We start from the raw sequence: 12145 nt of genomic DNA on the forward strand, positions 1-12145 counted from the left end.
GGCTATGCGAGCAGGAGGTGGGATGTCTAGCTGGGAGGTGCCTATCCATCAGCAGCTCCACTAGCACCGATACGAACACGATCACGAGCACTGAGCTCAGCTCTCAGGAATCCGCAGTCACACACAGCAAGGCTCCGGCAGCCGCTAGCGAGGAACCGGTAGTGGGCTACACAGAAGCTCTTGGCAATGCCGTCCCGACGGTCATGAATAAGACCATCCGCGAGTGTGGCGATGCGAATCTCCACGAGGCGGGGACGACATTCTTTACCGATGGAACCAGCGGATGGACTGAGCGGTGTTCCTCTCAGTGGCTCTCCCTCTGCTACACAGATGGTTACGTCAGGCCAGCCCGGTGGCGTCAATGAGCATCGCGAAGGCGTGCTGCACATCGCTGCGCCACAGCACCTCGGCGCGATCATCGGCTCGCCCCGGACCGCCATTGATCACCACCACTGGCTTCCCGGCGCGCTGAGCCTCGATAGCGAAGCGGTAGCCGCTCATCACCGCCAGTGACGAGCCCGCCACGAGCAGAAAGTCTGCCTCGTCCACGATTGCTCGTGCCGCCGCTTTGCATTCGGCGGCCACAGGCTCGCCGAAGTACACCACGTGTGGTTTGAGTAGCTGCGAACCGCAGTGAGGGCACCCCACCAGCTGAAAGCGCTCTACGATGTCATCGTCGAGGGATACGTCTCCATCGGGATTCACCGCGCCGCGCCTAGCCTCGGCTTTCTCTAGGTAGGTGGGGTTGGCGGAGTGCAGGCGGGCGTCGATAAGCGAGCGTGGCAACACAGCCTTGCAGCTCAAACATTCGATACGGGAGAGATCGCCGTGTAGCTCCACGAGTCTGCTGCTGCCGGCCGCGCGGTGAAGCCCGTCCACATTTTGGGTAATCACCCCAGTGATCAGCCCTGCATCTTCCATTTCCACGAGCTGGTAGTGCACCGAGTTCGGCCGCGCCTTGGCCAAGTGCCGCCACCCCACATATGCCCGGGCCCAGTAGCGATGCAGGGCGGCGCGATCGTAGCGAAACTCTTGATATGTCATTGGGCGCGAGCGCGCCAGCGAGCCCTGCGGGCCGCGATAATCCGGGATACCTGAGGCCGTGGACACCCCCGCGCCGGTGAGTACCGCGGCGCGCCCAGTGGCGAAAAGTTCGGCAATGCGCGCCACGGCTTCTGCAGGCTCGGTCGGGGTGGTGGTTTCGTTGACCACGCGCCGAATCGAGCGCACCGCGGAGGCATGCGTGCGAGCGATTGATTCGGACATCGAGGCGTTATGATGAAACACCATGAGCAGAGTAGTTGACGAGGCCTCGCGCCGCAGAACCTTCGCCGTGATCGCCCACCCCGACGCCGGTAAGTCCACCCTGACCGAGGCGTTGGCGTTGCACGCACATGTGATCGCCGAAGCCGGCGCGGTGCACGGCAAAGCCGGGCGCAAGGCCACCGTCTCCGACTGGATGGACATGGAGAAAGAACGCGGCATCTCCGTGGCCAGCTCGGCGCTGCAATTTGAATACGCCCCCGAGGGCCACAAAGGCGAGCCGTACATGATCAACCTCGTGGACACCCCCGGCCACGCCGACTTCTCCGAGGACACCTACCGCGTGCTCACCGCCGTGGATGCTGCAGTGATGCTTATCGACGGCGCCAAGGGCCTTGAGCCCCAAACCCTCAAGCTGTTCCGTGTGTGTAAAGCCCGCGGCCTTCCCATTGTCACCGTGGTGAACAAGTGGGACCGCGTGGGCAAAGAACCCCTCGAGCTGATGGATGAGATCGTCTCCGAGATCGGGCTGCAACCCACCCCGCTGTTCTGGCCCGTGGGTGCCGCTGGCAATTTCCGCGGCTTGGCGCGCATCAACTCCGACGGCGAGGCCGAGGAATACATCCACTTCCTGCGCACCGCCGGCGGCTCTACCATCGCCCCCGAGGAGCACTACACCCCGGAGGAGGCCGCCGCAAAGGAAGACACCGCGTGGGAGACCGCCGCGGAAGAAGTAGAGCTCATGGCCGCCGACGGTGCGGTGCACGATCAAGAGCTCTTCCTCGAGTGCACCACCTCCCCAACGATTTTCGCCTCGGCAATGCTCAATTTCGGTGTGCACCAAATCCTCGACACCCTCTGTGCCCTCGCCCCGCAGCCAGCTCCCCGCTCCGCAGACCCAGCCGTTGTGGCCGCAGCCACCTCCGCCATTGATGATCACCGCGACCTCGACAGCGAGTTCGCCGGCGTGGTGTTTAAGGTTCAGGCCGGCATGGATCGCAAACACCGCGACACCCTAGCGTTCATGCGCGTCGTCTCCGGCGAGTTCGATCGCGGCATGCAAGTCACTCACGCCCAGTCTGGGCGCAGCTTCTCCACCAAATACGCACTCACCGTGTTCGGCCGCACCCGCGACACCGTAGACACCGCCTACCCGGGCGATATTGTGGGCTTGGTCAACGCCGGTTCGCTCGCACCGGGCGACACCATCTACGCCGGCCGCAAAGTGCAGTTTCCCCCCATGCCGCAATTCGCCCCCGAGCACTTCCGCACGCTGCGCGCCAAGACCTTGGGCAAATACAAGCAGTTCCGCAGGGCCCTGGAGCAGCTCGATTCTGAAGGCGTGGTGCAGATCTTAAAGAACGAGGCGCGTGGCGACGCCGCGCCCGTGATGGCTGCCGTGGGCCCCATGCAGTTCGAAGTGATGCAAGCGCGCATGGACGTGGAATACAACGTGGAAACCATCACCGAACCTGTTCCCTACTCGGTGGCACGGCGCACCACCGCCGCCACGGCCCCCGAGCTGAACAAGCAGCGTGGCGTAGAGATCTTCACCCGCACCGATGGCGAACTCATCGCCCTCTTTGGCGACAAATGGCGACTGAGCTTTATTGAGAAGGAACACCCCGAGTTCGAGCTCTTCCCCCTCGTGGCCGACTAAAAAGAGACAAGCACCCAGAGGTGGGTGCTTGTCATCTACCTTGTGGGGCCTCTCTGCTCGGGCTTTCTGCTCGCCCCCTGCTGTGGCTAGGCGGGCAGCCTAGTGGGCGCTGTTCTTATGATCGCCATCGCACCACTGCTCTGGTGGCACCGTGGCCTTTACTTGGGCGATGTGCTCACCACACCCCGCCCATGTGGTTTTACCGCAGGTGGGACATTCAACCGGACGACACATAACAGCGCTCCTTCGCTCTACTGCCGGAAATATTTGATCTACCTGCAATAATACGCGCCCAACCGAAATGATGAATTCCGGCGAGGCGTGTCCCTGTGCATCTATCGCAAGCGCACTGGCCTCGGCAGCATCCCGTGGCCGGTGCTCCTAAACGGCCTGGCTAGTAGCCTATGGTTGCTTCACGTAGCGCAGAGGTGTTCTGTGCGGTGCGCACGAGCGCAATGTTCATCTCAAGGGCCAGTCGCACCACCACAATCTGCACCAAGGCCGGGATCCAGCCAAAGAGCAGCGTGATAATCGAGAAGAAGGATGCCGCCATGCCCAGCACGGAGTCATCTGCCATAACCGTCCAGATGAACACCCAGAAGGCGTAGCCCAGCAGGGCCAGGATCATGTTGACGAGGTGAATGGCTTTGGCGAACTTGATCGTGATGAAGCTGGAGAAACTCAGATCGAACAGCGCCTGCACGAAGTTCTTCGACTCCGCGCCCACCCCACTGAACTGCGGTAGACCAGTACCACCGAGCCCGGCCCCCTGCCCCTGCGAGTTCTGGTAGTTCTCGGCACTGGGGTAGAACGGGGCAGCACCCTGCTGGGGGTTCTGCGGCTGGCTATATTGCGCGCCAGTCTGTTGCGCGCCATACTGCTGGCCGCCGAACGGTGCGTTGTTCTGGTCGGTGTGCGCGCCAGCATTATCTGCTCCGTGCTGAGCGGAGGCGCCGAAGCTGGTGTTGCCGTTCGTGTTGCTGCTCGTGCTGTCGTTCGCGCCGTGAGAACTGTTGGTGTTGTGTGCGCTATGTGCGCCGGCGGCTCCAGCGTTGTCGTTGGTGCTGTTGTTGGTGCTGTTGTCGTCGCTGGTGGGATACTGGTTATCCATTGGGGGGTGGTTCCTTGAAAATAGTGGTGCGTAGCTATCGCTTAAGTCGCAAGCTCACGCCGAGAAGATGGTTGCTGTCTCCAACCGCTATGCACACACGAGGAGCAAGTGGCAGCACTCTACAGCCACCACACCAGTGACACTGCAGTCACCGAAATGCGCACGTCATGGCGGTAAGACACGGGTGGTTAGGCTAATGAACTGATTTTGTGGAGTCAATCATCTATCTAGGTCTTTGCCCTCACGCGGGGGGGCTGCGCTTATGCTGCCCTCAGGGTGGAGTGGGGTGCGAGGGGACGTCGATAAGCGTCGAGACCTCATCACTCCGCTAGGTAGAATGCACCCTTTCCTGAGTGAATGCACACAAAAGGCGCACTTGAGTGCGCGTTAGCGCATGTATCCATGCGTATTCTTAAAGCATGAGTAAAGGTGATCCCCTCGGCATTCCTCATGAGTCTGAGCTGATACGCGCAGCGCGTAAAAGCGCTGTACCACAGCTGTCCCAACGGCGGGCAGCAGAGCGGGCTGGCAAATCTCAGACCCGATGGAGAGACATCGAAAGAGGGTGGCTAACGACCTCAGACAAGGACAAAGTCCCCACACACGCTTCGGCCTCACTGCTGGCTAAAGCTGCTTTAGCGGTTGGCCTTAGCCCCGAAGACCTCGAGTCAGTAGGGCGCCCCGATGCAGCTAAAGAGCTGGCAACCCGCATTGCAACTTCGCGATCAGAAGCACCCAACCCCAGATATACAGACTCGCAGTTTCCCCTCGAAGAAGTACCCGTTTACATGCTGCTCGCCGAGATACAGCGACGCATGTCCATGCGATCAGAGATGAGAGGCCAGCGCCGCCAGGCAGCACCCTCTGAGATTCCTCGTACCGAGGAGTACGGAGCCCAACCCGATTACGGGCTCGCGGCACGGCGCGTAAACCCGAACGACACCAGCACCTTCACCGAACACTAACTTACCTACCCCGCCCAAGGACCCACAATGACCAAGCCCACCAAGTCCCTCATCCCGAAAATACTAGCCACCGCATCCCTCATCGTCGGCGGCCTGCTCCTCCTAGCGAACATCGCCACAATCCCAGAAGGGGCACGCTCTTTCATAGGAGGACTCTTGGTCTGCGTCGCCATCATCCTCCCCGGCGCGACATGGTTCTATTACCAATCCCGCGACAATAAGCTTCAACAACAGGCAGAATCAGACCAGCAGGTGAGCGAATATCTAAGCGATGAGGACAGGGAGCTGTTGCGGGGTCTACCCGCGCCAGTAACAAATGCGCGCCGTAGGTGGGGGCTGGTCGTCGCGGGATGCATAGGGCTGCTCGTCATGGGAGGGGTGATCTTGCCCTCGGCACAAAAGGATGAAACAACCAAGGACGACAACACCAGCAGCAGTACGAGTAAGAGCAGCACATCTTCATCTAGCAGCACTACCAGTAAGCCGAAGCGTTCCACGACCACGAGTACCACGACGAGCACGAAATCAAGCGAGAATCGCGAAGACAAGACTACCGAGCCCGAGCGGGACAGTAGCGACGATAGCCGCCCGTCTGAGCCTGAACGTAGAAAGCCTGAGCCTAGTCAGCCGCCGCGCGTGAACATTGCACCCGCCCCAACCCCCGAGCCTGAGCGCGCCCCAGCACCGACACCTAACCCTGCCCCGGCACCGGCCCCAGCGCCTGCACCCGCGCCCGCTCCTAACCCAGCTCCAGCTCCAGCACCCGCTCCCGCACCTTCCGGTGACTACTACCCCAACTGTGACGCAGCCAGAGCAGCTGGTGTAGCCCCGATCTACGAGGGCCAGCCTGGCTACCGGCCCGCTCTCGACCGCGATGGAGATGGCATCGCCTGCGATAAATAACCCCCATGTTTGCTACCCCTACCGCGGCAGTGGGGGCAGCTTTTACCCTCTGCCTCCGACACCAGCCTAGGATGTATCACGTAAAGCACTTTGCACCTATTCATCCAGCTCGGAGGTGAATCCGATGGCAATCCCCCAGTTCACTGCCAAAACCGACGAAGCGCTTCGCGCGGAGCGTGACGAGGTAGTAGCCCAGATGCAGCCCTACACCGTCGATATGTTGAAGCGGCTCCGCGACGCTACCGCTATCGAGTTCGAAGAGGAAAACCTCCTCGACCGATACGAAGCCCTCACCTGGGTACTCGGCGAGGGCTAAACGCGGTGAAACCTGCTGACTTCGAGTGGACCACGCGCGACTTCGTTGCTTCGCTCTATGCCCTTCTAGAGGACTGCTTCCCCGACCAAACGGATGTGGAAGACTTGGGCGTCTCCGCCACAAGGCTATCTGCGTCGACGAAACTTAGAACCCCTCTCAGAGTTCGTTCCCTGAACGATAAGCTGCAGCTCGTGGGCGTATTCAAGATTGGCATCGATTCGTCGGGAAGCCATATCGCAGTGAAAAGCAGCAGCTTTAGGGTGCTTTTCCAGTCGGCGAATCGTAACCTTCCTATCGTGCGTTTCGAGTTCGATAGGGACGCAAGGAACAAGCCAGCTTCTCATTTTCATTTTCACTCCGATTCGGTGCCGTTAGCACTACTGCTTGCGCGCGCAGGTCGTTACGATGCAGCCGCACAGCAGCATAAGGTTCACTTCCCTATGGGTGGTGTTCGCTACCGTATTTGTCTGGAAGATGTGATTGAGTTACTTGTGAACGAGTTCGGAGTGGAGGCTAGGCCCGGCTGGCGCGAGCGTGTCTGTGAGAGCCGACTGCAGTTTGATCGATTGCAGACCGACACCGTGATTCGGAAGAACCTTTCTCGCGCTGTTGAGTTGCTGCAAGAGGATGGCTATAGCGTTAGTCGTTAGTTAATAGGCCCTACAGGTGACGGTCTAGAACCTTCGCCCGTGGGGCCTAGTTGTGTGGGCATTATATACAGCACCCCCCAAATATAGAACACATATTCGATGCTGTTGGTGGGCTGAATATAGTGAAAACATGCACCACAACCCCATAAACATCATCACCAACCAGCCGCTGCCAGACGGTGTAGCCGGACTCACCGACGGCACCACCATATGGCTCAACCCGCGGCTCACCCCAGCCGGAAGGTGCTGCACCCTCACCCACGAGCTAGTCCACTGCTAGCGCGGTATCCCTCCAGCCCCTCTTGAAGCCAGAGAGAAACGCCGCGTCGACACTATCGCTGCGCACCGGCTCGCCCCTATAGAACACCTAGTCGATGCGCTCATCTGGCACGCCGGAGACGCAAACCGCGGCGCCCTCGCCGCCGACCTCGACATTGACCTCGGGACACTCGCCACCCGGCTAGAGACCGTCACAGAGGAAGAAAAGGCGCTCATCCAGCACGCCCTCGCCGACCTCGCCGAGAGGGGAGCGTAATGCCCGGCAGGCCACGGCTACCCATCGGCGAATGGGGGTCCATCTCGACACGCAAACTCGCCAGCGGTAGATGGCGCGCAACGGCGAGGTACAGGGACCAAGACGGGAGAGTGCGGCATGTGACCGCCACGGCGAGCTCGAAGAGCGCCGCGCACCGCGAGTTGATGGGACGGCTCAAAAACCGTCACCACGCCGCGACCGGCGGTGCGCTTACCAGCGCGATGCCCGTGGGCGAGCTAGTGCGGCGACACCTCGCAGCGCGGGAGGGTATCGCGACACAGACTAGACGACAGTACGAGCACATCCTACGCACGCATATCTGCCCCACCATGGGCGATGTGCAGCTCGGCGAGCTACGCCCCGCAACGCTAGCCGCAGCACTCGCCACGATGCCACGCAGCGCAGCGATGACAGCCCGCTCAATCCTGATACAAGCGCTCGCCACCGCCGTCGAGCAAGGCGTGATCGACACCAACCCCGCGGCCCAGCTCTCCAAGCCGCGCAAACCCGCAGCGGTAGAAGTCGCCTACCTCACCCCCAGCGAACTAAGAAACCTGCGAGAAAGAATCTCTGACTGGCAGGCGGGATAACTCGACGACGACGACCAACCGGCGCAGCGCACCCCACCCAGCGGGGTGAATCTGGTCGCCGTCCTAGACCTCCTGGTAGCAACCGGGTGCCGCCCCGGCGAGATACTCGCACTCAGGTGGGGCGACATCGACCTCGACTCGATCCCGGCGCGGATCACTATCTCGGGGACTGTGGTGCGTGGGGCAGGGCTCGGCACGGTGAGGCAGCCGCATACTAAGACTCGGGATGTGAGGGTGTTGTCGGTGCCTGAGTATGCGGCGGGCATGCTGCATATGATGAGGGCGAGTGCCCCGCGGGTCGAGGAGGAGACGCCGGTGTTTGAGTCCCCTAGGGGCGGATATCGGAATGTGTCGGGTGTGCAGGCGGCGTTGCGGCGAGCTCGGCGCGCTGCGGGGCGGGGCGAGCCGGAGCGGTTCGTCTGGGTTGAGTTGCGGACGATGCGACGCACGGTTGCGACGTTTATTGAGCGCGCCGGTACTGAGAATGATGCGGCGCTGCAGCTGGGCCACACCTCGACGCGGGTGACGAGGCGGCACTATATCGCTGCCCGGCCGCGCATGGCGCCGGATTTATCGACGGTACTTGAACGGCTCGCGCGGGGCGTGGATTAAACCGTGTATTAGGCGTGTACCGGAGGGGCTGGCGTGGTTGTGTAGGGAGCTGGAAACATGGCATATGCTGGGTGTTTTCCGCGCACTTCCGGCGGGGTCGTTACAATGCACCCTTGTGAGTATTCCTGCACCAGCTTGCCTAGATGACCTGCGCGCCGACGGCTACTTTCACCAAGCCTGCCTCGATGCCGCCACCCTTCCTGTACTTTCCTCGGTAACGGCCGTGGAAGCCGGCGATGCGGAGGGGCATACGGTGCGCGTTCGACTCAGCACCGACGGGCAGAAGCCTACCGAGATCACAGGCCAGCGCATCTCCAGAATCCTGAGCAACGGGGTGTGGCAGTGGCTGCATCCGCGTGTCGCCGAGGCCGCCGCGGAGTTTTCCATCCCCGAATTCGAGCACGAGTGGGTCGCTCCCCGCCCCGCAGACATGGACGTGGCGACCGCCCAGCAGCTGCGCGCCACCAGCGAACACTCGGACTCCACGAGCGACAACCCGCCCCAGTTGCGCGCCTATCGCAGCCTTGCCACGGCAGCGGAACTCGCCTCCGCGGTCCGTACTGTGTTTTCGGATCAGCCAGTGCTGTATCTTCCCACCGCCGATAACGCGACCATCTTGGTGGCCGTGCCCGCCGCCGGGGCCGCAGATTTTAACCGCACCCTCCTACATGCCGGCGCCTTCATGCCAGCCTCGCCCAATATGGATCGCAGCATCGAAGGCTTGGCCCGGCTCTTCGAATGCGAGTACCGCCCCTGCGGCGATGGCCGCTACGAGCTGCGCCTAGCCGGACAGATCGTGCCCATCACCACCCGCGAAGGACTTGTGATCGACTATGGCCTGGGCATGAGCCTGGCCGAGGTGCTTCGCGACGCCCGCGACGTGCCAAACGATGTTCCCCCTTTTACCCACCCAGCTGTGGCCAGCCATCCCGCGATCATCCAGATGGCACACACCAACGGCATTCCGGTGCTCATGCGTGCCGAGTCGGCGCACTCCCCGGAGCTCAACGCCGAGCTGCAGGCCGCTCGCCGCTGCGTGCTCTACCGCAGCGGCGCCCTGCCACCGGCGCAGGGCCAGGGTCCTGCAGGGCCTGCAGGCGTTGGGCCTACCGGCGCGGGACCTTCCGCTGCTGGGAACCCGCTCGGCGACGGTGGGGGTCAAAGCCCTACTACCCCCGTATCCCAACCTCCTTCGCACTAGCACCTGTTTTCGCTGTGCGGCGCGCGCTATAGTGAAAGATGTTCTCAGGGCGGGGCGTAATTCCCCACCGGTGGTGATAGTCCACGAGCCGCAGCTTCGGCTGTAGCAGACTCGGTGAAACTCCGGGACCGACGGTAATAGTCCGGATGGAAGAGAACCTAGGCGCTTGGACGCGCCGCACACGGCGAGACCGCCACCGCAGCGTGGCGGGTGCGTTTTTGTCGTTGCGGCTTGAACAGCTGACCTATGTTGTGTTTCACCTGAGGATTTGTTTTCTGCTCAACCGAAACATGAAAGCGTGTAGGTCAGCGAATGAATCCTATAGTCGAGCTTCTTGATGCCACCGTTGTGATCGGTGGTGCTCCTATTCTGTGGCGCGAAATCATCGGCAATGCATTTGGCATTGGTTCCGCCATTTTTGGTTTAAAACGACGCGTGTGGGCGTGGCCGGTGGGCATCATCGGCAATATTTTGCTCTTCACGGTGTTTCTTGGCGGGGTATTCCACACCCCGCAAAACCTTGATCTATACGGTCAAGCAGCCCGCCAAGTGATGTTTCTGGTGGTGAGTCTCTATGGCTGGTACGGCTGGCAACGCAACCTCTCTACGCGGGATCGTTCCACCGATGAGGCCGCAGTAGAACCCCACTGGGCCACCCCACGGCAACGGCTGGCCATCATCACCTTTATGGTGATTAGCACCGTGATCTGCGCCCAGGTGTTTTCTGCTCTCGGGTCGTGGGGCCCGTGGGCCGATGCCTGGATTTTCTCCGGTTCCCTTCTGGCCACCTTCGGCATGGCCAAGGGCTGGATCGAGTTCTGGCTGTTGTGGCTCAGCGTGGATCTTGTGGGAGTGCCCCTGTTGCTGGCCGCCGGCTACTACCCTTCGGCCGTGCTGTATCTGGTCTATGGCGGCTTCGTGGCATGGGGGTTTGTGGAATGGTCGCGCGTCGAGCGCCGCCGCCGCAGCCAACCCCACAGCAGCACTACCCCAGCGGAGCCTGTGCACGCGCCTGCCTAGCTCAGCGCTGCGTAGCCACGGGCCGTATCCCCACACCACGGACAACAGCCACAAAAAACACAACCGGCCAAGGAGCATTATCCTCGGCCGGTTGCGGCGGATTCACAAGCTACCTCGCCCGTCCAATAGGCCACAAGGGACCAGTGGCCTCACGGGACGGATCGCATTGTGGTGGGCTTAGTTCACCACGGAGCGGAATTTCTCCACGTCCACCTCAGCGGTGGTGGCGGGATCAAAGACGGCATCGCGTCCCTTATCCACGAGCACGGCGCGCACGCCCTCAACAAAGTTCTTGTCCTCGCGCAGCACCTTGCCCACGGCGAACTCGTTGGCCAAGGCGTCTTGCACCGAATCCACCCGCTCATTGGCATCCATGAGCTCCATGGTGGCCACGAGCGAGGACGGGTTGGCCTGGGCCAAGTGGCCGCGCACCAGCTCCTGGAACTCTTCGCTGGGGCACGCCTCCAGCTGGGTTACTACCTGCTCCCACGAGGCGGCGTCGAAGACCACCTCGATGTGCTCCATTAGCTCGGACAGCTGGGATGTGCCCTCGAGGGGCTCGGCGAATTGATCGATCACGGCATTCATACCGTCCGCATCAGCTACCTGCTCGAGCGCCTCGCGCAGCTGCTCGAACTTCTCCGAGGGCACATAGTCTGTGGCCAAACCGGACCACAGCATGTCCTGCGGGCTCAGCCGCCAGGTGGTGAGCACCAAGAACTTGGCCAGAGGGAAGGAATTCTTGCCGCTGGCATTGACCATGCGCTGGAAGGCGTAGGTAACGCCCACATCGGGGCAGAAACCGATGGCCATTTCCGGCATGGAGGCCCAGGAGCGCTCGGACACGACGCGCCGGCTGCCGTGGGCGGACACGCCCAAACCACCGCCCATGACGATGCCGTCGATCAGCGCAATGTAGGGCTTGGGGAAGTCCACCACCGCCGCGTTCATGGAGTACTCGATGTCTAGGAAGTGATCACCCACCTCTGGCTGCCCGTCGAGGATGGCTTCGCGGATCACGCGCACATCGCCGCCGGCGCAGAAGGCCTTAGGGTTATTGGAGTAGATGACCACGCCGGACACGGTGTCATCCTCGCGCCATTCATCCAATGCGGAGTGGATGATCTGGCACATCTCTGTGTCGAGGGAGTTGAGGCTCTTGGGGCGGTTGAGCTCGAGGAAGCCGACCGAACCGCGGACCTCAGCGATCACAGTTTTCTCTGCTGCGGCACCCTGGGTGCCCGTGGTGGAATCTGCTGTAGTCATGTATCCAGTGTGTCACAGATCCTCAAGCAATGTGTCCGCCAACACTAGTTCCA

13 protein-coding genes and 1 riboswitch are annotated in these 12145 nt (G+C 61.6%); of the genes, 9 read left to right on the top strand and 4 right to left on the bottom strand.

Going from position 1 to position 12145, the window contains the following annotated elements; translation table 11 throughout:
- Window positions 1-339 precede the first annotated feature (339 nt).
- Entirely contained in the window at window positions 340-1266 is a 927-nt protein-coding gene (locus CCICO_RS07880) for a Sir2 family NAD-dependent protein deacetylase (protein WP_026161366.1), read from the bottom strand.
- A 22-nt stretch (window positions 1267-1288) separates the two neighbouring features.
- Here CCICO_RS07880 and CCICO_RS07885 point away from each other — a divergent pair, with 22 nt between their 5' ends.
- On the top strand, window positions 1289-2923 hold the full coding sequence (locus CCICO_RS07885) for a peptide chain release factor 3 (protein WP_018019243.1): 1635 nt from the start codon (window positions 1289-1291) through the stop codon (window positions 2921-2923).
- Between the two features lie 99 nt (window positions 2924-3022).
- On the opposite strand, the gene CCICO_RS11420 is transcribed toward CCICO_RS07885, so the two are convergent.
- Both CCICO_RS11420 and CCICO_RS07890 read right to left on the bottom strand, forming a co-directional pair.
- Complete coding sequence (locus tag CCICO_RS11420; protein WP_494515696.1) at window positions 3023-3157, bottom strand: DUF8730 family Cys-rich protein; 135 nt, start codon at window positions 3155-3157, stop codon at window positions 3023-3025.
- 160 nt (window positions 3158-3317) lie between these two features.
- The gene (locus tag CCICO_RS07890) at window positions 3318-4034 is read right to left on the bottom strand and encodes a DUF4282 domain-containing protein (protein ID WP_018019244.1); all 717 of its coding nucleotides are present in this window, start codon (window positions 4032-4034) and stop codon (window positions 3318-3320) included.
- 815 nt (window positions 4035-4849) lie between these two features.
- On the opposite strand from CCICO_RS07890, the gene CCICO_RS07895 reads away from it, so the two are divergent.
- From CCICO_RS07895 to pnuC, 8 genes are all read left to right on the top strand, one after another.
- Complete coding sequence (locus tag CCICO_RS07895; RefSeq protein WP_301354495.1) at window positions 4850-4999, top strand: hypothetical protein; 150 nt, start codon at window positions 4850-4852, stop codon at window positions 4997-4999.
- A 369-nt stretch (window positions 5000-5368) separates the two neighbouring features.
- Window positions 5369-5902 carry an excalibur calcium-binding domain-containing protein gene (locus tag CCICO_RS07900; RefSeq protein ID WP_083878280.1) on the top strand — a complete coding sequence of 178 codons (534 nt, stop codon included), beginning with the start codon at window positions 5369-5371 and terminating at the stop codon, window positions 5900-5902.
- A gap of 124 nt (window positions 5903-6026) precedes the next feature.
- Window positions 6027-6218 (top strand): hypothetical protein, encoded by a 192-nt coding sequence (locus tag CCICO_RS07905; RefSeq protein ID WP_018019247.1) that lies wholly within the window; start codon window positions 6027-6029, stop codon window positions 6216-6218.
- 5 nt (window positions 6219-6223) lie between these two features.
- The gene (locus CCICO_RS07910; RefSeq protein ID WP_018019248.1) at window positions 6224-6868 is read left to right on the top strand and encodes a hypothetical protein; all 645 of its coding nucleotides are present in this window, start codon (window positions 6224-6226) and stop codon (window positions 6866-6868) included.
- Window positions 6869-7522: 654 nt separating this feature from the next.
- The gene (locus tag CCICO_RS07915) at window positions 7523-7993 is read left to right on the top strand and encodes a phage integrase central domain-containing protein (RefSeq protein WP_156809823.1); all 471 of its coding nucleotides are present in this window, start codon (window positions 7523-7525) and stop codon (window positions 7991-7993) included.
- A 45-nt stretch (window positions 7994-8038) separates the two neighbouring features.
- Window positions 8039-8605 carry a tyrosine-type recombinase/integrase gene (locus tag CCICO_RS07920; RefSeq protein ID WP_018019251.1) on the top strand — a complete coding sequence of 189 codons (567 nt, stop codon included), beginning with the start codon at window positions 8039-8041 and terminating at the stop codon, window positions 8603-8605.
- Between the two features lie 115 nt (window positions 8606-8720).
- Window positions 8721-9806 carry a hypothetical protein gene (locus CCICO_RS07925; RefSeq protein WP_018019252.1) on the top strand — a complete coding sequence of 362 codons (1086 nt, stop codon included), beginning with the start codon at window positions 8721-8723 and terminating at the stop codon, window positions 9804-9806.
- Between the two features lie 36 nt (window positions 9807-9842).
- Window positions 9843-9968: riboswitch (FMN riboswitch) on the top strand.
- A 150-nt stretch (window positions 9969-10118) separates the two neighbouring features.
- The gene (gene pnuC / locus CCICO_RS07930; protein WP_018019253.1) at window positions 10119-10826 is read left to right on the top strand and encodes a nicotinamide riboside transporter PnuC; all 708 of its coding nucleotides are present in this window, start codon (window positions 10119-10121) and stop codon (window positions 10824-10826) included.
- A 177-nt stretch (window positions 10827-11003) separates the two neighbouring features.
- On the opposite strand, the gene CCICO_RS07935 is transcribed toward pnuC, so the two are convergent.
- Entirely contained in the window at window positions 11004-12092 is a 1089-nt protein-coding gene (locus tag CCICO_RS07935; protein WP_018019254.1) for a 3-hydroxyisobutyryl-CoA hydrolase, read from the bottom strand.
- Between the last annotated feature and the right edge of the window lie 53 nt (window positions 12093-12145).

This window comes from Corynebacterium ciconiae DSM 44920 (assembly GCF_030440575.1).
Classification (GTDB): Bacteria; Actinomycetota; Actinomycetes; order Mycobacteriales; family Mycobacteriaceae; genus Corynebacterium; species Corynebacterium ciconiae.